General features: G+C 55.3%; 20 protein-coding genes. 9 read left to right on the forward strand and 11 right to left on the reverse strand.

What is annotated here, in order from left to right:
* Positions 1-212 precede the first annotated feature (212 nt).
* The 3 genes from AC0IXH_RS05895 to AC0IXH_RS05905 all read left to right on the forward strand — a co-directional run bounded on the left by AC0IXH_RS05895 (position 213) and on the right by AC0IXH_RS05905 (position 3330).
* The gene (locus tag AC0IXH_RS05895) at positions 213-1007 is read left to right on the forward strand and encodes a siderophore-interacting protein (RefSeq protein ID WP_471720153.1); all 795 of its coding nucleotides are present in this window, start codon (positions 213-215) and stop codon (positions 1005-1007) included.
* 4 nt (positions 1008-1011) lie between these two features.
* Positions 1012-1545: a PadR family transcriptional regulator gene (locus AC0IXH_RS05900; RefSeq protein WP_346594542.1), complete on the forward strand. Its 534-nt coding sequence runs from the start codon at positions 1012-1014 to the stop codon at positions 1543-1545.
* A gap of 117 nt (positions 1546-1662) precedes the next feature.
* Positions 1663-3330, forward strand: a complete 1668-nt coding sequence (locus AC0IXH_RS05905; RefSeq protein ID WP_471720154.1) for a methyl-accepting chemotaxis protein — start codon at positions 1663-1665, stop codon at positions 3328-3330.
* A gap of 161 nt (positions 3331-3491) precedes the next feature.
* Here AC0IXH_RS05905 and AC0IXH_RS05910 read toward each other — a convergent pair whose 3' ends face one another.
* Positions 3492-4499: a glycosyltransferase family 2 protein gene (locus tag AC0IXH_RS05910; RefSeq protein WP_471720155.1), complete on the reverse strand. Its 1008-nt coding sequence runs from the start codon at positions 4497-4499 to the stop codon at positions 3492-3494.
* Between the two features lie 689 nt (positions 4500-5188).
* On the opposite strand from AC0IXH_RS05910, the gene AC0IXH_RS05915 reads away from it, so the two are divergent.
* The 3 genes from AC0IXH_RS05915 to AC0IXH_RS05925 all read left to right on the forward strand — a co-directional run bounded on the left by AC0IXH_RS05915 (position 5189) and on the right by AC0IXH_RS05925 (position 10282).
* A complete protein-coding gene (locus AC0IXH_RS05915) occupies positions 5189-6220 on the forward strand; it encodes a glycosyltransferase family 4 protein (protein WP_471720156.1) in 1032 nt (343 codons plus the stop codon).
* 256 nt (positions 6221-6476) lie between these two features.
* Positions 6477-8867: a membrane-bound PQQ-dependent dehydrogenase, glucose/quinate/shikimate family gene (locus AC0IXH_RS05920; protein ID WP_134824199.1), complete on the forward strand. Its 2391-nt coding sequence runs from the start codon at positions 6477-6479 to the stop codon at positions 8865-8867.
* 197 nt (positions 8868-9064) lie between these two features.
* A complete protein-coding gene (locus tag AC0IXH_RS05925; protein WP_338575041.1) occupies positions 9065-10282 on the forward strand; it encodes a sugar transporter in 1218 nt (405 codons plus the stop codon).
* A 62-nt stretch (positions 10283-10344) separates the two neighbouring features.
* On the opposite strand, the gene AC0IXH_RS05930 is transcribed toward AC0IXH_RS05925, so the two are convergent.
* From AC0IXH_RS05930 to AC0IXH_RS05955, 6 genes are all read right to left on the reverse strand, one after another.
* The gene (locus AC0IXH_RS05930; protein ID WP_471720157.1) at positions 10345-11979 is read right to left on the reverse strand and encodes a GMC family oxidoreductase; all 1635 of its coding nucleotides are present in this window, start codon (positions 11977-11979) and stop codon (positions 10345-10347) included.
* A complete protein-coding gene (locus tag AC0IXH_RS05935; protein WP_471720158.1) occupies positions 11976-12512 on the reverse strand; it encodes a sugar dehydrogenase complex small subunit in 537 nt (178 codons plus the stop codon). Before AC0IXH_RS05935 ends, AC0IXH_RS05930 begins: the two co-directional genes overlap by 4 nt.
* Positions 12496-13887 (reverse strand): cytochrome c, encoded by a 1392-nt coding sequence (locus AC0IXH_RS05940; protein WP_471720159.1) that lies wholly within the window; start codon positions 13885-13887, stop codon positions 12496-12498. The genes AC0IXH_RS05935 and AC0IXH_RS05940 overlap by 17 nt, the downstream gene beginning before the upstream one ends.
* A gap of 74 nt (positions 13888-13961) precedes the next feature.
* Positions 13962-14666, reverse strand: coding sequence for a hypothetical protein (locus AC0IXH_RS05945; protein ID WP_471720160.1), 705 nt, complete (start codon positions 14664-14666; stop codon positions 13962-13964).
* A 63-nt stretch (positions 14667-14729) separates the two neighbouring features.
* A complete protein-coding gene (locus tag AC0IXH_RS05950; protein WP_471720161.1) occupies positions 14730-15878 on the reverse strand; it encodes a lactonase family protein in 1149 nt (382 codons plus the stop codon).
* A 56-nt stretch (positions 15879-15934) separates the two neighbouring features.
* Complete coding sequence (locus AC0IXH_RS05955) at positions 15935-17248, reverse strand: MFS transporter (protein WP_013202258.1); 1314 nt, start codon at positions 17246-17248, stop codon at positions 15935-15937.
* A 237-nt stretch (positions 17249-17485) separates the two neighbouring features.
* On the opposite strand from AC0IXH_RS05955, the gene AC0IXH_RS05960 reads away from it, so the two are divergent.
* Entirely contained in the window at positions 17486-18523 is a 1038-nt protein-coding gene (locus AC0IXH_RS05960; protein WP_105758922.1) for a LacI family DNA-binding transcriptional regulator, read from the forward strand.
* A 7-nt stretch (positions 18524-18530) separates the two neighbouring features.
* Here AC0IXH_RS05960 and AC0IXH_RS05965 read toward each other — a convergent pair whose 3' ends face one another.
* The gene (locus AC0IXH_RS05965) at positions 18531-19232 is read right to left on the reverse strand and encodes a molybdate ABC transporter substrate-binding protein (RefSeq protein ID WP_471720162.1); all 702 of its coding nucleotides are present in this window, start codon (positions 19230-19232) and stop codon (positions 18531-18533) included.
* Between the two features lie 18 nt (positions 19233-19250).
* Positions 19251-20492, reverse strand: a complete 1242-nt coding sequence (locus tag AC0IXH_RS05970; RefSeq protein WP_151037398.1) for an alpha-hydroxy acid oxidase — start codon at positions 20490-20492, stop codon at positions 19251-19253.
* A gap of 228 nt (positions 20493-20720) precedes the next feature.
* On the opposite strand from AC0IXH_RS05970, the gene AC0IXH_RS05975 reads away from it, so the two are divergent.
* Positions 20721-21389, forward strand: a complete 669-nt coding sequence (locus AC0IXH_RS05975) for an aspartate/glutamate racemase family protein (protein WP_471720163.1) — start codon at positions 20721-20723, stop codon at positions 21387-21389.
* 11 nt (positions 21390-21400) lie between these two features.
* Here AC0IXH_RS05975 and AC0IXH_RS05980 read toward each other — a convergent pair whose 3' ends face one another.
* The gene (locus tag AC0IXH_RS05980) at positions 21401-21880 is read right to left on the reverse strand and encodes a MarR family winged helix-turn-helix transcriptional regulator (protein WP_013202253.1); all 480 of its coding nucleotides are present in this window, start codon (positions 21878-21880) and stop codon (positions 21401-21403) included.
* Between the two features lie 64 nt (positions 21881-21944).
* Here AC0IXH_RS05980 and AC0IXH_RS05985 point away from each other — a divergent pair, with 64 nt between their 5' ends.
* Positions 21945-22898, forward strand: a complete 954-nt coding sequence (locus AC0IXH_RS05985; protein ID WP_471720164.1) for a quinone oxidoreductase family protein — start codon at positions 21945-21947, stop codon at positions 22896-22898.
* Between the two features lie 73 nt (positions 22899-22971).
* Here AC0IXH_RS05985 and uilS read toward each other — a convergent pair whose 3' ends face one another.
* The gene (uilS, locus tag AC0IXH_RS05990; protein WP_471720165.1) at positions 22972-23832 is read right to left on the reverse strand and encodes a UilS family quorum-quenching N-acyl-homoserine lactonase; all 861 of its coding nucleotides are present in this window, start codon (positions 23830-23832) and stop codon (positions 22972-22974) included.
* Positions 23833-23887: the final 55 nt, after the last annotated feature.

The raw sequence follows: 23887 nt of genomic DNA on the forward strand, positions 1-23887 counted from the left end.
CCTATCTCATTTCTGACTTAACTAAAAATCTACCCCTTCGCGTGCTCTACCTATTTGATAATTAACATTAAAAAATGAAGGTATGCAGGTGGGTTATCTGGCGGCCCGTGCAAAGTGTTAACAAATTAACTTGTGATCAAGATATATCATAGATATATTTTAGCCCAAGCCAGTTGGCGCGTAATCACGGGTTCGCCACCCCATTTGGGAGAATGATCTTGTCTGAGTTCGCTGAAAAAAGTCGTCGCATCCCGCGCCGCGTAAGAAATGAACTGCGTTTTCGCCCGTTAGAAGTGGTCTCGAAGGAATTTATTGCCGGCAACTTCTACCGCATCGAATTTGGTGGCGAAGCCCTTGCAGGCTTCACCTCGCAAGGTTTTGATGATCACATTAAAGTCTTTTTCCCCGATCCTAAGACCGGTGAGTTTCACCTGCCGGAAATCACCGAAGATGGCGTGGTGTGGAAAGATGGCGTCCGGCCGGTCGCACGCGACTACACGCCGTTGTTCTTTGATGGCCAGTCAACGCTGACGCTCGATTTCTATCTTCATCAGTCCGGCGTGGCCAGCGACTGGGCGGCGAAAGCGCAACCGGGTGACAAGCTGGCGGTCGGCGGTCCACGCGGTTCGCTGGTGGTGCCGGAGGATTATGATTTTCAGCTGTATGTCTGCGATGAAACCGGGCTTCCCGCCTTTAAGCGCCGTCTGGCAACAATGACGGCCAGCAAGATTACGCTTTTTGCCTGGGCTGATGAAGCCACCGGCAAAGCCTACCTGCCAGAGATGGACGGGGTTGACGTCTGCTGGTTAGGCAGCGGCAACATGAATACCGCAACCGCCGCGGATTTGATCGGCAAGCTGGATCGGATTGCCTTGCCAGATGAAGACTATTTTATCTGGCTGACCGGTGAGGGCGCAGCCGTCAAACTGCTGAGCGATTACTTTACCGGCCAACGGCAAAAAGAAGCCGACTTTGTGCGCGCGGTCGCTTACTGGCATCAGAAATAAGCGCATGAAACTCTCCCCGCAATCGCCTCAGGATCCGGCCCAGCAGGAAGCCTGTGCCAAAGTCCGCAGAAAACGGCGCGAAAAAATGCTGGATGCCAGCGATATCCGGCTGCTGATCCTGCACTTTATCGCGCAGGGTGCGGCGCATGGCTACGAGCTGATAAAGTCGATTGAGGAGCTATCGAAAGGCGAGTATTCGCCCAGCCCGGGCATCATCTACCCCAATCTGACGCTGCTGGAAGAGATGGACTGCATTCGGGTTAAGGATCCGCAGGCCGCGCGCAAGGCGTATGGTCTGGAGAAGGAAGGGGAACGCCAGCTCGAACAGGCTAAGGATAGCCTGCAAGCCATCATCGGCAGGCTGACCTCGATGGCCGTGCTGGTCAATAACCGCAGCATTCCGGAAATTGAGCGTGCCATTCACAATATGAAAATGGCCCTCAATACCCGCTTGTCCCATCCCGAGCTTTCCCAATCCACGCTGTATGACATTATCGATGCGCTGGATGAAGCGGCCAAAAAGATTGAGCGCAGCTGATTGTGGTCATGCCAATCATCAACGGTTAAGGGGTGAAATAAACCCTTAACTGGCCCTAATGTTACCGGTAACTATGCCGATAAATGTGATTTGTGCCACATTTAACAGGGTGCTGATATGTCAGTTTTCAACCGCATTAAAACCTCCTCTTTCCTGCTCTGTAGCATTGTCGCCTTCGGGGCATTACAGCTTATTGCAGGTGCTCTCTTTCTCTCTTCCCTTAGCGACAATAAAGACAGTTTTGAAACAGCCAGTTCGGCTAACGACAAGGTAATGGCGTTAACCAACGCCTGGTATGCGTTGAACGCCGCGCGCGCCGACAGCAATCGCGTCCTGATCTGGCTGCAGAAAGACGGGCCATCAAGCAGCAAAATCGAAGGCATGGTGCAGCATGGCAAAGAACAGATTGCGCTGGCAGACCGTTGGTTTAAGGATTACCAGTCAGGTCCGGCCATTCCTGGTCTGGATCCGGCGTTAAACGATCGGCTTGCCGCCACCTATCAGGTCTATTCCACGCAGCTATCGACGCTGATTGGCATTGCCGCTAACCGCGATATGCCGGGTCTGTTTGGGCTGAATATCGCCAACGATCAGCTGGCGATGGAAGCGGACTATAACCACTGGCGCGATGCGATCAGCAAGCTGTCCAAACAGGCGTCGACCCGCAGTAATCAGGCGTTTGCCACCATGCTTTGGCTGCTCGGTTCCATTCTGCTGATTGTGGTGTTCTTTATTGGCCTGTGCTGGCGGGTAATGAGCCGGGTGTTAATTCAGCCACTGAACCTGGCGCTGGGCCATATTCGCGCCATTGAGCAGGGCGACCTGACCCAGCCAATTGAGATCGACCGCAGCGCGCGTAACGAAATGGCGCGTTTGCTGGCTGGCCTGCACGGCATGCAGCTGGCGCTGGTGAAAACCGTGGGTAACGTGCGCGCCAGTTCGGACAGCATTCTGACCGGCGTCAGTGAAATTGCCGCCGGTAACAACGACCTCTCTTCCCGCACCGAACAGCAGGCCGCCTCGCTGGAGCAAACGGCAGCTAGCATGGAGCAGATCACTGCTACCGTGAAGCAGAATGCCGATAACTCGCATCAGGCGGCAAAACTGGCGCTGTCAGCGGCGGAAACGGCAGAAAAGGGCGGAGAGATCGTCGATGGCGTAATCAAAACCATCTTCGGGCTGGAAGAAAGCTCGAAGAAAATCGCGGAAATCACCGGCGTGATTGAAAGTATTGCCTTCCAGACCAATATCCTGGCGCTGAATGCGGCGGTTGAAGCGGCGCGTGCCGGGGAAAATGGTCGTGGTTTTGCCGTGGTGGCCGGAGAAGTCCGTAATCTGGCACAGCGCAGTGCTGTTGCTGCCAAAGACATTAACACCCTGATTGCCGAATCGTCCGCGCGGGTGCAGAACGGTTCGAAGCTGGCGGGACAGGCCGAAGACTCGATGCAGGCGATAGTGGTGTCGGTGAAGCAGGTGCGCGACATCATGGACGAAATTTCTTCTGCTTCCGATGAGCAAAGCAAAGGCATAAGTCAGGTGGGGCTGGCGGTGTCAGAGCTGGATCGGGTGACGCAACAGAATGCGGCACTGGTGGAAGAAGCGTCCTCTGCCGCGCAGTCGCTGGAAGAGCAGGCAGCCCACCTTAACAGTGCCGTTGCGGTGTTCCATCTGACGCAGGAAGCGGAACGTAAGGCGGTGTCAGTGAAATCTGCCCCGTTACGCGCGGTAAGGAAACCGGCGATGGCCGTCGCCTCAAACACCAGTGAGAACTGGGAAGCGTTCTGATAGCAACCGGGCTGCCCCTTAACTGGGGCAGCCCGGTTGTGTCGCAGATTCTGGCTACATCGCCCGACCGATGATTGCGGCTTTTTAAATAAAAAAAACCAGCAGCGTGGCCCTGCTGGTTGGAGAAAATGTGAAGTGTAGAATCCGTCAGCTTATTTTTGCTAAGCGACTGAGCGGGAGGCTGCTTTCTGAATGACCTTTTTTTCCTTCGCGATGCGGCGGTTCAGCTTCATGCGGATTAACGAGCCATACAGCGCCGGGTGATTTAACAGGATCATATTGATCAGGCTGCCGGGCTTCAGGGCGCGTCCCAGGTACTGCACCGCGTCGAGAAGGTATTGCGGTGGGGCGGTATTATCCCAGGCGCAGAGATACATCATCAGCTTGAACTGCTGGATGGCATACAAACGCTTCAGATAGTCGCGGTCAGGATCCTGATCCAACAGCATCAGCAGAATGTTGTATGAGCATAAAAAGGCATCGTAACGCTGACGGTAGAAGCTGTCGTTTTTGGCGCTGTTGGTTAAAGAACCACTTCTTATGCGCTGTTTATAATAGACATTCCGACTGACGAAGGCTTTGCCGCTGCGCAGAAAGGCCTCGACGGTGAAAATATGGTCTTCGTGCAGGCGACGGCTGTAGCGCATGCCGTTGTCGATAATCACCGCGCGTTTCAGCGCATAGTTCCAGGTGGCCGAGGTATAGCTGTCGGTTTCCAGTAACGAAGTGAAAACGGCCCTAGCGGGCATCAGGCCAAAGCGCTGATGGACCATTTTAGGCTGGGTTTTGGCTTCCGCATCATCATCAAACATCACCGAATTAAAACAGAATATCTCCACATCAGTATGCTGATTGGTCACCTTGTTCAGCTCATCAAAGAAGCCGGCGCCCAATACATCATCGGGATCGCAACAGAAGACAAATTCGCCCATCGCCATGCGAATGCCATAGTCACGAGCCTGGCCCAGTCCGCCATTGGGAATGGTAAACACTTTAACGTTACTCAGGTGGCGATAATGCATTTCGACCAGCGCTAACGTATTGTCGGTAGAGCCATCATTAATAATAATTAATTCATTGGGTGCAGAGATCTGCATCAGGAGAGAATCAATGCACTCCACAATATACGGTGCGACATTATAGGCAGGGATGATTACGGATAGTTTCATTGAAATTCCCATCGGGCTGCGTTGGTTTTAATGATTCTATCAAGCCCTTTACCGTGGAATAAGTCAACTCTTTGTCCCAATGGCCAATGTTAATCAGAGGATTCGCACGGGATAACGCTATTGCATCATGGCCGCTAATATCTTTACTTAACTTACGCTGGGCGTAATTCCTGAGGGAAATCCGAAGGCAATGTAAAAAGCAGTAAGGTAATATGATAAAAACGCATAAGGATAAATTTCAAGTTATTGTATTTATTAGTATTTATATTGGCTCATTTTCTCTTATAGCGTCCTTTCCCGTCGTGAGCCCATTTAGTTATTTACCATTATTAAAAACAATCGCCAAGAAAATCATTTGTGAGATTAACATTAGCGAATTCACATCAAAATTAACCTGGTAATGTCGTGGTATCAGGAATAAACGCCGGGCGTCAACTATAGGAATAAACGGATGTTTACAATTTGTCATTGCTGTGGTGATGTAATGGCGATAAATATAAGAGAGCAACCGACAATGCTGTTTTCTCAAACACACAGGGCTAGAAGCGTAAACCTAATCGAGGTGCAGAATGATCGTCGGCATTTCTAATGATAGTTATCCTGAGAAGCGAACAATTATCGTCGACAATAATGTCGAATATATTAACTTCAAGACCAAAAACGTTTATTACTATATTAATCTTCTTAATATGAAGGTTTTGAAGAAAAGAAAGAACTTTCTCTTTAAACCCTTGAGCATCCAGGACAAGGGGAATGTCGATATATTCCATCTTTTTAACGAGGTAGCACAAACCGATCGTAAATGGGTGGCCACCTTTGAGACAGAATTACCGCGGGTCCTGCCGCAAAAGAGTGGTGATAAAAGCGACAATTTTCCTGAACTGGATCGCCTGGCGCCGCTGCTGGCCGCCGACAACTGTTTAGCGCTGATTGCGCTTTCCGGTGCGGCTTACAAGATGGAAAGCAAGCTGTTTCTGCGCACGCCTGAGCTGGCGAAAGCGATTCTGGCTAAAACAGTGGTGATGCATCCGCCGCAAAAACTCACCCTGGCACACCGCGAAGCGCGCGATCCTACTCAACCGATTCATTTTGTCTTTATTGGTAATGAGTTTTACCGCAAAGGCGGCGGTGAGGTGGTCCGCGCCTTTAGCGAACTGGTGGAAGAAAACCTGGTTAACCCAGAGCTACTTAAAGTGACGCTGATTGGTGACCTGGAAAAGAAACATAACTACGCGCATGGCCACTATCAGGACGACCCGCTGTTTGCCAGCTACACAGAATCTGTTATTGCCCGCCACGGCTGGATTGAACATGTCGACTTTATGCCGAACGATCGGGTACTTAAGCTGTTGCAGCAGGCGGATGTCGGGCTGTTGCCGACCTGGGCTGAGACCTACGGTTTCTCGGTACTGGAAATGCAGTCCTGCGGCTGTCCGGTTATCACCACCAATGTCCGGGCACTGCCGGAGATTAATCCTGAACAGGCGGGCTGGCAGGTCATCAATAGCCTGAATGACGATCTGGATTACAGCGTGAAATCCATTCAGGAACGAAATTATGTCCGCATGCAAACCATCGAACAGCTAAAGGCTATTATCCTGTCGATCTTCGCCGCGCCGGAACAGATTAACCAGAAAGCGAATGCGGCTATTGCAAGAATTAGAAATGAACACGATATATTAGCCTATCAACAACAGCTTCAAATGCTTTACAACCGCTGAATGCAGGGCGCTAAAGCCCGTGTTGTCAGAATAATTCCCAATAAGCCTCTGTAAAAGAGGCTTTTTTATGCCCAACACCTGCCTTAGCCCCCGTTCTTCCCGCACCTGCAAAGTATTACCGCACTGAAATAATAACCTGCTATACATTAAATAAATGGGTTTTATTTCTAATGTTTTTTTAGTTAAATTTGTGTTGTCGAATTGTAAGGGTTCGTAAGGATAATATTTATCCATTTGTATACATTGAGAGATGAAAATGATTAACAAATTGACGAGTATCGTTATAGCGATTGTGGGTCTCGCTATGCTTTACATGGGTGGTCAGTTGCTGATGATCGGCGGCTCACCATTTTATGCCATTATGGCAATCGGACTGCTGATTACCGCAGTTGCGCTGTTCAAGAATAAAAAGATTGCCTTAACCATTTACGCCATCCTGATGTGGATTGTTCTGGCGTGGATGATTTTTGAAGTCGGCTTCGACAAATGGCAGTGGATCCCTCGCGGCGATCTGATCGGCCTGATCGGTGTCTGGCTGGCCTTACCCTGGGTGGTTCGTCCGCTGTCGAAAGCACAGAACCCTGCAAACCCTGCCAAATTCCATCCTTTCCTGGGCACCACCGTTATCATCATGATCGCCATTGTGATTGGCCTGATGTTTTACGATCCGTATCCAAAGGAAGGGAACATCACTAACCAGCGTGCGCCAGCAGAGACCGACGTGGCAGGCAACGACTGGGCCGCTTACGGCGGAACCAACAACGGTGCGCGTTTCTCCAACCTGAAGCAGATCACCACTGACAACGTCAGCAATCTGGAAGTGGCCTGGACCTACCACACCGGCGACCTGCGTGATGCGAAAGATGCATCAGAGTACACGTTCGAAGCCACGCCGCTGAAGGTGAACAACAGCATCTACTTCTGTACGCCACATAATGAAGTGCATGCACTGAACCCGGAAACGGGTGCGCTGAAGTGGAAATATGAGCCAACCAAAGATCGCTCTTATCTGCAGCAGCATCAGACCTGTCGTGGCGTGAGCTACTACGAAGCGCCAGAAGCGGCGGCGACCAATGCCGTACAGCCTGCCGCCGTGGCTAACTCTCCAGCCGTTTGCCGTAAGCGTATCTTCAATGCCGCGAACGATGCCAAACTGCTGGCGCTGGATGCCGATACCGGCAAGCTGTGTGCTGATTTTGGTAACAACGGTGTGGTCGATCTGCGTGCCAACATGGGCGAAATCCGTCCGCATGCGCTGATGCAAACCGCAGCACCGCTGGTTGCCGGTAATCTGGTGATTGTGGGTGGTTCCGTGATGGATAACGGTTTCAACGCCGGCAACCCATCGGGCGTTATTCGCGCCTATGACGTGATCACCGGTCGTCTGGTGTGGAACTTCGATCCGGCTAATCCGGAAAACACCCAGCCGATTGCTGCGGGCCAGACCTATCCGCAGGATACGCCGGTTGCCTGGGCCACGCTGAGTGCTGACATTAAGAATGGCCTGGTGTATGTGCCGTTCGGTAATGCGTCCCCGGATGAACTGGGTATTGAGCGTGATGCCAACAGCAACACCGAGAAATTCCGTGACACGCTGGTGGCACTGGATCTGAAAACGGGCCAGTTTAAATGGCGCTTCCAGTCCTCTAAACACGACCTGTGGGACCGTGATAATCCTTCCCAGCCGTCGCTGGTAGACATCGATTATCAGGGCAAAAAACAGCCGGTGGTTATCCTGCCAACCAAGACCGGTAACCTGTTTGTGCTGAACCGTCTGACCGGCGAAGCGGTATACCCAATCAATCAGGTGGATGTGTCGACCAAAGGGATTGCCGGTGAGAAGTATTCACCGACTCAGCCAGTGTCTGCGCTGAACTTCCTGCCAGATCCAATCAATGAGAAATCCATGTGGGGCCTGACGCCGTTCGATCAGATGGCGTGCCGCATCGACTTCAAATCTCTGCGTTATGATGGCAATCCATGGACACCGGCAACGGAAGGCGGCTCGATCATCTTCCCTGGCAACATTGGTGTCTTCAACTGGGGTTCTGTCACCGTGGATCCTCAGCGTCAGATCCTGATTGCCTCTCCAGTGCGTCTGGCGTACAAGTACAACCTGATCAAACGCACGCCAGAAACGGCCACTCAGCGTCTGTTCACCAAAGACGGCACGCCTTACTGGAACGAGAACTTCGACGGCGATTACGCAATCCATATCCAGCAGCTCTCTTCCAGCCTGGGTATTCCGTGTATCGCGCCACCGTGGGGCCGTATGGTCGGCGTGGATCTGAAAACCGGTAAAACCGAGTGGCTGCGCCGCGTGGGCACCACCAAAAACCTGAAAACCAGCTTCCTGCCGGGTCGCTTCCCGATTGGTTTCCCAATGGGCATGGTTGCACACGGTGGCCCACTGACCACCGCAGGTGATTTGGTGTTCCACGGTGCAACGGCGGATAACTTCTTCCGTGCGTATGACATCAGCACCGGTAAACTGCTGTGGGAAACCGAGCTGCCAGCCGGTGGCCAGGCCACACCGTCAACCTATATGGGCGCGGATAATAAGCAGTACGTGGTGATTGCCGCAGGTGGACATGGTTCACTGGGCACGAAAGAGGGTGATGCGGTTGTCGCATACCGTCTGAAGTAATACACTGAGGGCGGAACGCCAGTTCCGCCCTGATTTACCGCTCCGCCTGATGACTTTTTCCGGTCAACAATCCCCGCTTTATCCAGAATTCATATCTTAAAAATGAGATATTGGTCACACTTTTATTGAATAAAATTCAAATCGACCTACACTATTGCGCTTTCGGACGTCTTTCTTTCATCCAGGAGCTGCACGCTATGTCTGATTTGTTAGCCGTTTCGCGCAAGGTTGCCTGGTCCAGGGTTTTGACTCTGGCAGTTGCCGCCTTCGTGTTCAACACCACCGAATATATCCCTGTTGGTTTGCTCTCTGACATTGGCAGCAGTTTTGGCCTGGCGTCGTCGCAGGCCGGCATAATGATGACCGTCTACGCCTGGATAGTGGCGTTGATGTCGCTGCCGCTGATGCTGGCAACCAGTCAGGTGAATCGCCGCACGCTGCTGATCGTGCTGTTTATCCTGTTCGCCGGCAGCCATTTGCTGTCGTTTTTTGCCTGGAATTTTGACGTGCTGCTGATTAGCCGCGCGGGCGTGGCGCTGGCACATGCCTTGTTCTGGTCGATCACCGCGTCGCTGGCGGTGCGACTGGCACCGGCCGGTAAACGGGCCCAGGCACTAAGCCTGCTGGCGATGGCCACCGCGTTAGCGTCGGTGCTGGGTTTGCCGTTGGGGCGCGTGATCGGCCAGTTTGCCGGCTGGCGTTATACCTTCCTGATCATCGGTGCCGCCGCGTTGGTACTGTTGTGGATGATTATCCGCGTGATGCCGTCAGTGAAGTCTGAGCAAGGCGGTTCGGTGAAAAACCTGCCGACGCTGCTGCGTCGTCCGGCACTGATGAGCCTGTACGCGGTGACGGTGGCGATTGTCACCGCCCATTTCACCGCCTTTACCTATATTGAATCCTTTGTGGTACAGGTGGCCGGTTTCACCGAAGGATTTGCCACGCTGCTGCTGTTCCTGATTGGCATCGCCGGTATTGCCGGCAGCGTCATCTTCAGCCGGATGGGCGATCAGCGTCCTGCTCAGATGCTGACGGTATCGATTGGGGTGATTTCGGTCTGCCTGATGATCCTGCTGGCGGTGTCGGTCAGCGAATATGGCACCATTGCGGTCTCGATGCTGTGGGGCATGGCCTTTATGATCGTCGGCATGAGCCTGCAAATGAAGGTGCTGACGCTGGCACCGGATGCCACCGATGTGGCGATGGCGCTGTACTCCGGTATCGTCAATATTGGTATCGGTGCGGGGGCATTGCTGGGGAACAAGGTGAGCATGGATCTGAGCGTGTCATCGGTTGGCTACATTGCCGCCATTCCGGCCATCGCCGCGCTGATAGGGTCGGTTGCGATGTTCCGCAAATGGCCATCACGAACCGTCGAGACCGGCCAGCAGATGGGCGCGAAGTCGGAAGCCTGATGCTCAGCCGCTGAAGAAGAAAAACCACTCCTGACCGGAGTGGTTTTTTTATGCGCGAAACCTTATACCTTCACCACCTTCAGCAAATGATCGGCCAGCCGCAGGCTTAACGCCGCGCCGGTCAGCGTCGGGTTCATGCAGGAGGCTGAAGGCATCACGCTGGTCCCGGCGATAAACAGGTTAGGGTGATCGTGGGTCCGGCAGTTGCTGTCGACCACCGAGGTTTTGGCATCGTTGCCCATAATGGTGGTGCCCATAATGTGCTGACGATCCTGATAGCCGGTATCGATTTTTGACACGTCGGCATTCAGCAGACGGGCAAAATTATCGAAATCTTTCAACCCTTCGGCTTTGCCGGCATGCCAGTAATCGGTGACGCTGTAGTAAATCTCCGGCAGCGGCAGGCCAATTGCATCCTTTTTGGTTTTGCTGGGCACAATGCGATTTTCGGCCAGTGGTAGCGTTTCAAAATCGATGGCAAAGTTCAGCGACCGCGCTGACAGGGTTTTCAGCTGTTGATCCAGCTTCGAGCCCAGCACGCCTTTCTTGATCAGCCCGGCGGCATAGTCTGCGGTCGGCACGGTATTGCGCACCTTGATTTTATAACTGGGGGAATCCTTCCTGAACGCGCCATCGCGGTTGTTCAGGTACACCAGCAGCTCGGTCGGTCCCTGACCCGGCCAGACGTCCTCTTTCATCATCACGTTCATGCTGATCCCGGTATGGCCCATCAGATTCCGGCCGACCTGATCGGAGCCATTGGCGATGCCGTTCGGATAACGTTCGGAGGTGGACATCAGCAGCAGCTTGGGCGATTCGATGCCATATGCCGCCAGCACAAAGTAACGGGCGGTCAGATGATGCTCAGAACCGTCCGGCTTCTTGTACCAGATACCGGTGATTTTCCCGCTATCATCGGCCTCAATGCGGTACACCACCGAATTATCCAGCAGCTGCGCGCCGTGCCGTTCGGCCTCGTCGATGTGCATTGAGCCATCATATTTGGCGCCAATCGGACAGACCGGGTTGCAGTTGTTATTCCCGGCACAGACCGGACGCTTACCGTAAGGACGCGTGGCCCGTCCGTTCGGTTCCATCACCGGATTGTAGCCGCCGTTGCTTAACAGTTCCGACAGGCGCTTAAACAGGTAGCTCGGCTCCAGACCGACCATCGGAAAAGGCGTGGAGCGCGGCGGCCAGGGCTGGCCACCGTGACCACTCTCATCCTGGCCATCCATGCCGGACACGCCGAGTTCCGCTTCCGCTTTGCCGTACCAGCTTTCCAGCTCGTCATAACCAAACGGCCAGTCCCGACCGCGGCCATACAGACTTTGCAGCCGGAAGTCGTTAGGGATCATCCGCCACAGGGCGGAACCGAAGTGCCAGGTAGTGCCGCCGACCACCCGCAGGTATTTGGTCGGGTACTTCACCGGACCGGTTTGTTGCAGATACTCGCCATAGGTGGACGGCACATGCGGCAGATCGGGATAGGGCGAACCGACCCCTTGCAGCTTCATATTGGTCAGCGACATTTTGAACGGCGAATTGCGGAAGCGTTCGACAATGTCCTGGCGCTTAATGCGCGGACCGGCCTCAACGATGATCACCGATTTTCCCGCCTTCGCCAGTTGGGTTGCCACCAGACCGCCCATCACGCCGGAGCCAATAATGATCACATCGGCATCGACTTTATTCATGCTGTTGCTCCTTTCTCTGTCTGCGGGTCAACGGGCTTGCTACCCCAGGAATCCGGGCCGCCGCCATAGGTCGGGACCACCAGAATCCCCTGGGTGGGCAGGTACATCATCGCCCCGGAATAGGCGATCAGCTCGCTGTCCGCGCCTTCGCCGACCACGCCGGTATACCAACTGCCGATAATCAATGCCGCCGTTTGGTACAGGGCATCCTCCGGCTTAATCACCTGTAAAAAGTCATCCACATGGGCGAAATTATGCGTTTTCAGGGCGTCCGAAAGCGTAGCCAGCCGTGGCGGGAAGTCAGGATAGTGACGTTGTAACGCTTGATAATAGCGTTGGCTGAGAATTGGGCTGGTTGGGCGGCTGACTAAAAAGGCCGACAGGCCCGCAAAGCCGCTGTCGACGGCCTGTTGTGCTGCGGCCATTTGGGCCGGAAACAGCGAGGCGCAAACCGCGCTGGCAGACAGCACCGCCATTCCTTGCAGCAAGCGGCGACGGCTAATCCCGGCAGGTGTATTACGGTTTGCGGGCATGTTGCCTCCTGTTTCTGATCCAAACACCCATCACGCCGAGCAACAGCACAACTCCCACCGCGCTCCCCAATACCGCAGGGCGCGTCAGCCTGACCAGCAGCGGCGTGTCACCGCCTTCACGCAGGGTTTTCACCCGCGCCTCGGTCACTGTCAGCTGAGGATTGCCGTAATTTTTCAGCACATAATTGCTGACATCGGCAATCTGCCTGTCGCTCAGGCGGGTAGTGAAATCGGCATCCGGTCCAAAGGCCGGCATGGAAATGCCTTCGCCGTTCACCGTCCTGTGCACGCCATACAGGATGGCGGAAACCAGGTTATCCGGATTTTCAGCACCGGTGGCGGTGTTGTGGAACAGCGACGGGTAACGCGCGTTGCCCTGACCATCAGGCTGATGGCAGTTGGCGCAGCTGCCGCTGAACACCGCCCAGCCCGCATCGGCCGTGCCGCTCTGGCCACGAACCTGTTGCTCAGTTTCTGACGGCGCGCCGTAGCTGTCCCTCGGCATCACCGCGCCGTTGCTGACGGCGGGGATCTGGCGCAGATACGCCACCATTGCCTGGATATCGCTGTCAGAGAGGTATTGCAGGCTGTGTTCCACCGCTTCCGCCATTGGACCGGCGGCCTGCGCTTTGCCGGCAACATGCCCGGTTTTCAGGTACTGAGCCAGCTCGGTAGCTGACCAGTTTCCGATCCCGGATTGCGGATCGGGGGTGATATTGGGCGCGTACCAACTGCCAAGGCTGCCACCCGATAAGGCCCGATCGTTTTGCTGACCCATCAGCACATTGCGCGGCGTGTGGCAGGTATCGCAGTGCGCCAGCGCGTTGACCAGATAGTCACCGCGATTGACCTCAGCCGAGGCGCCAGGCGTCGGCGTCCAGGGTTTGTCTCCGGCAAACATCAGGTTCCACACCGCCATCGAACTGCGGATGCTGAACGGGAAAGGCAGCGCAGTGTGGGTTGGGGCGACATCAACCGGTGCCACGCCATGCATAAAATACGCGTACAGCGCGTTGATATCGTCATCGCTGATTTTTGCATAAGAGGGATAGGGCATCGCCGGGTAGAGATGTTGCCCTTGCTTGTTGATCCCTTGCCGCACGGCGCGGGCGAAATCCGCCTCGCTGTACTGGCCGATGCCCTCGCTCAGTGAAGGGGTGATGTTGCTGGCATAAATACTGCCCATTGGGGAGGAGATTGCGACTCCGCCCGCCATCGGTGCACCCTGGTGAGGTGACGTGTGGCAAGCCCCGCAGTCGGCTGCGGTCGCGAGAATTTTTCCTTTCGCTATCAGATCGGGCGACGGCGGCGCAGCAACGCTGGCGGCCGACAGCAGGCTCAGACTGATGGCGAAAGGCAGACATAATCGTCTCACCTGACATGCTCCTTAAAAAAGAAAACGGTTTTTTTATACAGGGTGCAAAGGGCGCCTCTGCGTGCGCCTCTGGGTTAAAGCAGTTCGTAATCGTTAAAAATCAGCGGGGTCTCGCCGCCGTTGGTTAACTCGATTTTGCCAGGCTGGGTCAACATCGCATCACCGCGATGGATCCACTGTTCTTTGTTGCGATTGGGCTGGCCGGGCACGGCGGTTAGCAGGCGGCCTTCGGTGAAGAAGACCCTGACGCCAGGGCCATGCTGGGTATACAACGTGGTGCTTTCACCGGGTTGCAGCGTGACCTTCCAGCCTCTTACCGTTTTCTGATCCAGCACCTGCTGGAATAACGGCAAGGCGGGACGGGTCGCGCCGCCAAAATTCAGCGGACCGGCCTGTTTGATCTCAAAAGAAACCTGATGATTCAGGGTGGTGCCGGTATTGGTGACCTTATCGGTCTCGGATTTACCCTGATGCGCGCCAAACTTGACGTTGCCGCTTTTCATCTCGGTATCTTTGGCCGGTTTGTCCGGGTAGGAGATATTCACCAGGCTGCCGTTAACGTGGGTATTCACATAATCGAGATGCTGTTCATGAAACATCGTCGACTCGCCCGGACGCAGCATCACCCGCATCACGGTGACATATTGGTTCTCAAGGATAACGTGATGGAGCGGCTCAAGATTGGTGGCAATCACCTGTTCGGCGGCCTGGCTGGTTGGGATAGCGCAAAGCGCCAGCGAGCCCGCAGCGAGCAGGGCGGAAAGGGATGAACGTTTCATAATGACTCCAGTTAGTGCAGACGCAGCCCGGCCAAAAACAGCGCGCCGGGCCCCAATGAATGTTTATTGTTCGACCATGGTCACCCAGTTGGCGCCTTTCCCGGTCGGATAGCGCCCGACCAGCGTCAGCTCACCGGTGGTCCCATTGATGGTGTACAGCGAAAGCTGGGTGGATTTCTGACCCGACTCGATCAGGAAACGCCCGGTTTTATCGATGGCAAACCCGCGAGGCTGCTGCTCGGTCTTGATGCTGGTGAGATAGCTCAAATGCCCGTTTTCAGCATCGACGGAGAAGGATGACAGGGTGCTGCTGGTGCGCTCGGTCGAGTAGAGATAGCGGCCATCCGGCGTCAGGTGCAGGTCGGCCTGCCAGATGCGCGGTTTATGCGATGGCGGCAGGTCGTCATCACCGGTTAACGGACGCGCTTCGCCACGCTGCAGCTCTTCTTTTGGTGACACCGAGCTGACGTCTTCCACCGGCGTCGCGGTGCCATCCTTATTCAGCGTCAGGCGGGTGATGTTGCCCGCCATCTCGGTCAGGATGTACATATTCTGCTTACCTTGCCCGTCCCGCTTCGGCGCGAGGACAAAGTGGCGCGGGCCGGTGGCGGCTTCACTCTGAATATTGATAAACGGCGGCGTGTTTGGCGTGACGTGGCCGGTTGCCGCATCAAAATGGTACTGAAGCAGTTGGTCAGCGCCCAACAGCGTGACGTACAGATAATGATTGGTCGGGTCGACCTGAATGGCATGGGCGCGTTTACCGGTATGCACCACCTGCACCGGCTTAGCCTCGACCTGGCCGTTGCTTTGGATGCGGTTGATGCTGAACAGATCGCCACCGTACGAGGCGCTCAGCAGATAGTGCCCGGTTTTATCCATCGACAGATAGGCCATGCTTTCCGGCAGCGGCGACTGTCCCGCTTTGATCAGCTTGCCGTCCGGCTGGATATCGAACACCACCACGCTGTAAGGTTTGCTGCGCACCGAGACATAGAGCTTTTTCTTATCCGGGGAAACCACGGAAGACATCGCTTTACTGCCCACCGGGAAGGTTCCGGTCGGCAGCAGTTTCATCTGCTGTTTATCCAGCTGATAGCCGGTTACCGTGCCGCTGTCGGCATTGGAAACATACAGCAGGCTTTCCGCCTGAGCGCCTGAACTGACCGCCATCATTGAGACCAGTGCGCCTGCGTAAATAGTGCGTTTCATGATCAATCCTTGCCTTTGTAGGGGAGAGCGAAGCCGCCGTCGTTAGAGTTATGGGATCAGGCCTGACGGTCGGCAGGGATAGCGTTAGTCACCTCGGGCTTTTTTTTCAGCTCGAGCGGCTCAACCTTGCCCATGATGAACAGGAAGTTAAAGGCGCCGAACAGGCAAATCCCACCGGCAACCAGCAACGGGATGACAAAGGAGCCGTGGCTCAGCGTCAGCATCAAACCGGTGAAGGACGCGGTGACGATGCCCGCCAGATTACCGGCAAAGTTCTGGATGCCGCCGAGGGTGCCCACGTAACCGGAGCTTGGCGCCACATCGGCCGGTAAGGTCCAGATATTGGCGGCGGTAAAGGCCAGTCCGGCATAGGTCAGCGAGAACAAGGTGAGGATCACCGCAATGCTGTCGGTAAAGGCGGCAAAGGCGATCACCGATGACAGCAACATGCCGGCAATCAGACAGGTTTTACGCGCGGTGGTCAGCGAGTAGCCTTTGCGGTACATCCAGTCGGAGGCCAGCCCACCCAGCAGGCTGCCGGGGATCCCCATCAGGGCCGGGATCGCGCCCAGCGTACCCAGCTCTTTCAGAGAGAAGCCGTGCGCCATGGTCAGATAGGTCGGGAACCAGGTGACGAAGAAGTAGGTGGCGAAGTTCATGCAGAAGAAGCCGATCATCATTCCCCACACCGTTCTGTAACGGAACAGGGCGCCGATGTGCACTTTTTCGCTCTTGTCGACCACATGCACGCTGCGATCTTCCAGCAGATTCTGGCGCTCCTGCTCGTCCAGACCTTTCATCTCTTCCGGTTCGCGGTAGAACGCCAGCCAGACGCCGACCCAAATCAGCCCCAGCGCACCGGTAACGATAAACGAGGTTTCCCAGTTCCAGGTGCTGATCAGCCAGGCCACCAGCGGCAGGGCGATGGCGCTGCCCGCACGCGGACCGGCATCGAAGATCCCGCTGGCGGTGGCGCGTTCCTTTTTAGCAAACCAGGAGTAGACCACTTTTGCGCAGCCCGGATAGCCACCGGATTCACCGAGGCCGAGCATCAGGCGTGAGGCGAAAATTGAGGTGAAGCCTTTACCAAAGGCGGTAAACACGGTGAACAGTGACCACCAGCCCACGGCAATCGCCAGGCCGGTACGGGCACCCACGCGGTCAATCAGACGACCAGCCGGGATTTGCATCAGGGCATAGGTCCAGAAAAAAGCCCCGAGGATCAGACCCATACTGGTGTCATCCAGCCCCAAATCCGCTTTAATGTGAGGTGCCGCGATGGCCAGGTTAATGCGGTCTATATAGTTGATGGCGATGGCGAGGAAACAAAACGCGATCATCAGCCAGCGGACCCGTGGGTATCTACGCATGGTGAATTCCTTTATTATCTCGGTGCTTTTAAGGGCGAGGCCGGTGTCAGAGGAGGGTGCTCCGGCACGGCTCGTTGTTATCATTTGGTGAAACCAGACGCTATATTTGATAATATGATGTTAAAAGTAAGCGATTACAAAAATCAGTCAAGCTAAAAGTAAGCGCTTTCAAAATGAATCTTTGCCTGTCTGCAAACTTTGTGGACGACGTCACTAATTTCAGCCTGGAGTCCGATCATGTCCGATAAGCCTTTACCTCCGTCGAGGGTTTCACTGGAAGATGTTGCGCTGCGTTCGGGGGTTTCCACGGCGACCGTTTCCAGGGTGCTGAACGGCAGTACCACCGTCAGGCAGTCGCGCCGCGAGGCGGTCGAGCAGGCATGTGAAGAGCTGGGCTATGTGATCAACCGGGCCGCACGAACGCTGGCTTCGCGCCGCAGTATGACCATCGGCGCAGTGGTGCCGACGCTGGCCACAGAGACCTTTTCCCGCCCGCTGGCGACTTTTCAGCAGCAGATCCACCAGTCGGGTTATACGATGCTGCTGGCGAATTCTGACTTCGATCCGGACACCGAACTGAAGGAAGTGAACAAGCTGGTGGAGTACGGCATTGATGCGCTGATGCTGGTGGGGAATTCGCACCATCCTAAGTTGTGGGATCGGATCACCCAGCAGAACATTCCCTGTATTCAGACTTTCTCGGTCGACCAGCGCTATCCGAGCGTGGGCTATGATAACGAGCTGGCGGCGGGCGAGCTGACCGCCCATCTTCTGGCGCTGGGGCATAAAAATTTCGGCGTGATTGTCGGTACGCCGCCGTCCAACGACCGCGTTTCCGACCGGATCACCGGCACGCGTCAGGCGCTGGCGGCGGCGGGCCTGAGCCTGGACGATCGCAATCTGTTTAACCGCGCGTTTTCAATGAACGATGCGCGTCAGGCGATGTTCCAGTTGCTGGATGGTCCCAATCCGCCAACGGCGGTGATTTGCGGTAACGATTTGCTGGCGTTTGGCGCGATGCGAGCGGCGGGCGAGCGCTATTTGCGTATCCCCAACGATATTTCGATCACCGGCTTTAATGACTATGAATACTCCGAGCATCTGGAGCATCCGCTGACCACCATGCGGGTGGAGCTGGATGAGATTGGCGTGCGCGCCGCTGAGTTTTTGCTGGCGGAATTAAATGGCGAGACCGGCGTGCGCCAGACGATATTGAAACCGGAATTGATTGTACGCGGCAGCACCGGCTCGGCGCCCCGCGTGGTAAGCAAGTAACGGTCGGCTAGTTACGCCACTGCAGTCCAAAACCTTCAAACGCCTCGCGGGCCGCCCCGGTCCGCAGGCTGTTCAGCAACAGTGCAGCACCCTCTGGATTGGCGGCATCAGTAAACACGCCGCCGGAAAACGACAGCACCTTTTCAGCGCCTGCCGGCAGCGGTCCAATCACCTTAATGCCTTTCACCATCAACAGCTCGCTGATTTGCTGCACGGCGATATCCGCTTTGCCTTCCAGCAACAGGCTGGCGGTAAAGCCTTCCGGTATGGTGGTCGCTTTCGCGTTCACCTGCTGTTCTATTCCCAGGGTTTTCAGCAGCGTCTGGAAATAAAGCCCACTGGCACCGGCCAGCGAATAGCCCACCGAGCGTGCATTCAGCAGCGCCGTTTTTAGCGCCGCAACGCTGCTGATGTCTGGCACCCTGGCTTCGGGCAGCATCGCCAGCCCAACCTGCGAATCCACCAGTTCTACCCGGCTGGCGGGCACAATCCGCCCGTCGGCGATCAGCTTGTCCATCGCCGGTGCGGTCACAATGGTGGCATCGGCCCGTTCGCCGCGGGCCACCTTCTCCTCAATCACCGTGGTCGGGTTCCAGTCAATCAGCAGCGGTTTATCAGGATGCTGTCGTTCCCACTCAGCCTGCAGTTCAACAAAGGGGGCGCGGATCGCCAGCACGTTGAACAGGCGGATCGGAAGTGCAGAAGTCATGGTCAATTTCCTTACAGGTCAGGGCATACGACGGAGGTAGCTGCTGTCCAGCTCGCCAGGGGTGCGCACGCCGATGAGCGCCAGGTCACGGTCAATTTCATCGCGCAGGATATGCATTGCATGTTCGACGCACGCCTGGCCGCCAATCACCGCGCCATACAGGAACGGTCTGCCAAGAAACACAAAGTCTGCACCGAGCGCCATCGCTTTCATCACGTCGGTACCGCGACGAATGCCGCTGTCGATAATCACCTTCATCGCGCCTTTTTTCGCGGCAATTTCTTCCAGCGAATAGAGCGGTGGGAAGGTGTAATCCAGCTGACGCCCGCCGTGGTTCGACAGGATCACCGCATCCGCGCCGAGGTCACGGGCGATAAAGGCATCTTCTGGCGACATCAGGCCCTTAACCACCAGATTACCGCGCCATTTTTTACGGATTGCTTCGACGTTTTTCCAGTTCAGCTTGTCTCGTGCCTGGGTATTTCGCACTTTACTCGACATCATCGGTGGCCCGCGTTCGGCATCGGTATTTTCGAAGTGCGGCGCGCCGTGGCGTAAAAAGGTTTGCGCCACGGTTCCCAGCAGCCAGCGAGGGTTCATGGCGCTTTCGAACGCCACTTTTGGCGTGATTTTAATCGGCATGCTGAAGCCGCTGCGGGTGTTGTGTTCACGGTTGCCCAACATCGGCGTATCACCGGTGACGACCAGCGTTTTATAGCCTGCAGCGGCAACCCGATCGACCAGACGATCGATGCGCGGCTGATCGCCGGCCAGATAGGCCTGGAACCAGGCATCGGGGTTGGCCGCATGAACATCTTCCAGCTTCACCAGCGAAGACGCGCTGAGGATCATCGGCACATTCATCTCGCGGGCGGCTTTCGCTAACGCCACATCCGCCTGATAGGCGACAAACGACGCGCCGCCCAACGGCGCCACGCCAAAAGGGTGCTGATACGTATGGCCGAACAGGGTGGTGCGCTGGTCGCGTCCGGAGACGTCGCGGAACATGCGGGGCAGGAAGGCATAACGCTGATACGCCTCAAAGTTGCCGGCGATGCCCCGGCCAGTTTCCACGCCACCGGCGACATACTGGTAGATCATATTCGGTAAACGGCGGCGGGCGTGGCGCTCAAAGTCATCCAGCGCCAGCAGATCGCGGAAGTGGCGCGGCAGTTTTTTTACCGCCGGGTTGCTGTCAGCCTTTGCCGGACTGGCGGCAGCGACATTGGGTAAAGATGAAGAGTTGGCAGGTGATGTCATAAGGCGTTCTCACACTCCGTCAGTAGCGTCCCGGCAGACAGGAGGAGCCTGCCTTGCCGGAGTGGAATTTATTTTGTAAGCGCTATCAATTCTGGTCAATACTAACTAACATTTCAATAACGCCTTATCGCTAACCGCGTGCTTTTATGTGATCCACTTCACTTTACAGAAACATTTGTAAGCCCTTACATTAGTATCACGCTTACAGATGCCAACCCGGAGTCAGTCATGACCACACGAATTGTATTACTGCATGCCACCCCCGTCGCCATGGAGCCCATCCATACGGCTTTCGGTGAAGAGTGGCCAGAAGCCGAGCTGGTAAACCTGCTCGACGACGGCCTGTCTTTGGATCGTTCCAGAGCGTCGGATCTGAGTGAATCCATGATTGAACGCTTTGTCCGCCTGGGCCAGTACGGCTATGACATGCAGGCCGACGGAATTTTGATTACCTGTTCGGCATTTGGTCCGGCTATCGACAGGCTGGCAGACAGCGTGCCGATCCCGGTGCTGAAGCCCAATGAAGCGATGTTTCATGAAGCGGTGGCGCAGGGGAAAAATATTGGCATGCTGGCCACCTTCGGCCCGTCAGTTGAGACCATGACCGAAGAGTTTAATGACTATGTCGCTGAACATGGTTCATCAGCGACGCTGACCACGCTGCTGGTGGCGGATGCCATCGATCTGATGAAAAAAGGGGATGCGGAAGGGCATAACCGGCTGGTGGCGGCCCGAGCCAACGAGCTGGCTCACTGTGATGTGATTATGCTGGCGCACTTCTCCACATCACGCGCCGCGGCGGACGTCCGTGCACAGGTGACGGTGCCGGTACTGACCGCGCCGCATGCGGCGGTGAAAAGAATGAAGGCCAGCGTGCTGGCGCAACACAACCGGTAAAGGGGGGCCGGTCAGGCAATCTTGCTCTTCAACGCCGTGGCGTACTTGCTCATCAGCCTGACCAGCTGTTCAACATCTTCTTCCTGCCAGCTGGCGAAGATCTCCTTCGCCATTCTTTCCCTCGCCGCATCAACATGATCGGTCATGGTTTTGCCTTTAGGCGTGATAACCGCTTCTCGGACCCGACGATCGGCTTCGCTGGGGCGACGCTCTACCAGTTCACTGTTCTCTAACTTGGCCACCTGGCGACTGACGGTGGTGTAATCGCGCCCAACCCGTTCCGCCAGTTCCACCACGCCAATTGGCCCAAAGCGTTCAATTCCCACCAGTAACGGGAACAGGGCGCGTTCCAGATTGATCCCGGCTTCTTTAATCAGCACCTCATCGCCCTGTGGGCGGTTGATCACCGCGACAATTTCCAGTATCGCCCGATGCAGCTTATGCAACTGCTGGCTGATATGTGTATTTTGCACATTATTGCTTGACGACATACGACCTCCAATTTAATGTGTGCATTATACACCTAATTATTCATGCACCGACAGAGGGAAATTCATGAAAGCAGCCATAGTAACAAAAGCAGGGCAGTTACCGGTTTACGGGGACTTTGCAGAACCGGTCGCCACGGACAATGCTCAAAGGATCGTGGTGAAAGCCGCGGCGTTGAGTCATCTGGTAAAAAATCGCGCGTCAGGCAACCATTACAGCGCCAGCGGGCAATACCCGTTTATCGCCGGTATTGATGGCGTGGGTATTCAGGACGATGGGCAGCGGGTCTATTTTATCAAGCCGGTAGCGCCTTACGGCAGCATGGCAGAGCAGACCTTAGTGCCGGCCGCTCAGTGCATCGCGCTGGCGGATGATCTGGACGACATAACTGCGGCCGCGATTGCCGATCCCGGAATGTCTTCCTGGGCGGCATTAACGGAACGGGCGCAGCTGCAGATCGGCGAAACGGTGCTGATCAATGGCGCAACCGGCATATCGGGCAAGCTGGCGGTGCAGATTGCCCGCTATCTCGGGGCCAAAAAGATTATCGCTACCGGACGCAATCCCGCCGTGTTGGAGCAACTGATGCTGTTAGGGGCAGATGTGGTGATCCCGCTGACGCAGGAAGAGGAAGCGTTAAACGCACAGTTCGGCGAACAGTTTGCGCAGGGTGTCGATGTGGTGATCGATTATCTGTGGGGCAAGTCCGCCGGGCAGTTGCTGACATCCGCCGCAAAAATGGCGGAAGACGGCAAGCCAGTGCGCTTTGTGCAGGTCGGGTCAATGAGCGGCAATGAGATCACCTTATCCAGCGCAATTCTGCGCTCAAAGGCAATCGCCCTGATGGGCAGCGGATTGGGCAGCGTGTCCGATCGGGGATTACTGCGTACGCTGAAAGGATTGCTGAAAGCCGCCGTACCGGCTGGATTCCAGCTCGCCACCAACCCAGTGACGTTGTCACGCGTAGCGGAGGTCTGGGAAGCGGATGACAGCGCTGCACGCACGGTGTTTACGGTTTAACGTTGGGCTTCAAATTGCGATACGTTTTCAACGCGGCGGGTGATGTTCATCCCGCCGTGCGATTTCAGCGGTATTACAGGTGGGTTTTAAACCATGAGGTTTGAACGTCGATTACCTGCTTAAAGTGCTCGCCGGTATAGATGTCGTAATGACGGGCATCGGCTTGCTCATATAACCTTTTTTCTTTAGCACCGACCGCTTCAAACAACGCGCGCCCCTGCTCAGGTGGATTAACCCGGTCCTCGCCGGCGATAACTACCAGCGTCGGGCAGGTGACCTGTGCCGCATTCAGGGCAGGTTTATACAGCAGGGTTTCTCGTACGGTAAGAAAGGGTATTTTGATATCCATCCTGGGATACTGCGACCTGTTTTCTTCAAAGAAAGCTTTTGACTCATCATCACTCAAAACGCGGTTAACGCTAACAAACATCTCTTTTCCGGTAATCTTCTGCTTTTCAGCCATCTTATTCAGGGTTAACAGAAACGCCTCTTTATCTGAGTCATTCATTTTTCCTGTAACGATCTCTTCTCCATCCGCAAAGGCCATCTGGCTGACAATGCATTTTATGGCCGGTTCTCTGGCTGCGGCGCCAAATACATGACAGCCACCAAATGATGTTCCCCACAGGCCAATACGCTGTGCGTCCAGCGAGGGCTGCGCTTTGGCCCAATTCACAACAGCAATAATATCGTCAATCTGCATGGCGGGTACCAGACGTCCGCGTTCACCATCGCTATCGCCGAAACCGCGATAGTCGAAGGTAATGGTCGCGAATCCGGCGCGGGTAAATGCTTCTGCAAAATCAGGCAGTAAAATATCCCTGATACCGCAGAAGCCATGGCACAGAATAATCACCGGAGTGTTGTGGCTGTTCGCAGGAGAGCGAAGCGTCAGGACAATGCCGTCAGAAAGCGTGTGTGTAGAAGTTTCCATTACAAACTATCCTTATAGAATTAACGTGAGCGAAGCGCCAGGAAGAAATTAGCCG

It is taken from the genome of Erwinia sp. AC075 (assembly GCF_979253995.1).

Excerpts from the sequence above, each read along its gene's own strand:
- AC0IXH_RS05895 (WP_471720153.1), top strand. The coding sequence starts at position 213 with ATGATCTTGTCTGAGTTCGCTGAAAAAAGTCGTCGCATCCCGCGCCGC.
- AC0IXH_RS05900 (WP_346594542.1), top strand. The coding sequence starts at position 1,012 with ATGAAACTCTCCCCGCAATCGCCTCAGGATCCGGCCCAGCAGGAAGCC.
- AC0IXH_RS05905 (WP_471720154.1), top strand. The coding sequence starts at position 1,663 with ATGTCAGTTTTCAACCGCATTAAAACCTCCTCTTTCCTGCTCTGTAGC.
- AC0IXH_RS05910 (WP_471720155.1), bottom strand. The coding sequence starts at position 4,499 with ATGAAACTATCCGTAATCATCCCTGCCTATAATGTCGCACCGTATATT.
- AC0IXH_RS05915 (WP_471720156.1), top strand. The coding sequence starts at position 5,189 with ATGAAGGTTTTGAAGAAAAGAAAGAACTTTCTCTTTAAACCCTTGAGC.
- AC0IXH_RS05920 (WP_134824199.1), top strand. The coding sequence starts at position 6,477 with ATGATTAACAAATTGACGAGTATCGTTATAGCGATTGTGGGTCTCGCT.
- AC0IXH_RS05925 (WP_338575041.1), top strand. The coding sequence starts at position 9,065 with ATGTCTGATTTGTTAGCCGTTTCGCGCAAGGTTGCCTGGTCCAGGGTT.
- AC0IXH_RS05930 (WP_471720157.1), bottom strand. The coding sequence starts at position 11,979 with ATGAATAAAGTCGATGCCGATGTGATCATTATTGGCTCCGGCGTGATG.
- AC0IXH_RS05935 (WP_471720158.1), bottom strand. The coding sequence starts at position 12,512 with ATGCCCGCAAACCGTAATACACCTGCCGGGATTAGCCGTCGCCGCTTG.
- AC0IXH_RS05945 (WP_471720160.1), bottom strand. The coding sequence starts at position 14,666 with ATGAAACGTTCATCCCTTTCCGCCCTGCTCGCTGCGGGCTCGCTGGCG.
- AC0IXH_RS05950 (WP_471720161.1), bottom strand. The coding sequence starts at position 15,878 with ATGAAACGCACTATTTACGCAGGCGCACTGGTCTCAATGATGGCGGTC.
- AC0IXH_RS05955 (WP_013202258.1), bottom strand. The coding sequence starts at position 17,248 with ATGCGTAGATACCCACGGGTCCGCTGGCTGATGATCGCGTTTTGTTTC.
- AC0IXH_RS05960 (WP_105758922.1), top strand. The coding sequence starts at position 17,486 with ATGTCCGATAAGCCTTTACCTCCGTCGAGGGTTTCACTGGAAGATGTT.
- AC0IXH_RS05965 (WP_471720162.1), bottom strand. The coding sequence starts at position 19,232 with ATGACTTCTGCACTTCCGATCCGCCTGTTCAACGTGCTGGCGATCCGC.
- AC0IXH_RS05970 (WP_151037398.1), bottom strand. The coding sequence starts at position 20,492 with ATGACATCACCTGCCAACTCTTCATCTTTACCCAATGTCGCTGCCGCC.
- AC0IXH_RS05975 (WP_471720163.1), top strand. The coding sequence starts at position 20,721 with ATGACCACACGAATTGTATTACTGCATGCCACCCCCGTCGCCATGGAG.
- AC0IXH_RS05980 (WP_013202253.1), bottom strand. The coding sequence starts at position 21,880 with ATGTCGTCAAGCAATAATGTGCAAAATACACATATCAGCCAGCAGTTG.
- AC0IXH_RS05985 (WP_471720164.1), top strand. The coding sequence starts at position 21,945 with ATGAAAGCAGCCATAGTAACAAAAGCAGGGCAGTTACCGGTTTACGGG.
- uilS (WP_471720165.1), bottom strand. The coding sequence starts at position 23,832 with ATGGAAACTTCTACACACACGCTTTCTGACGGCATTGTCCTGACGCTT.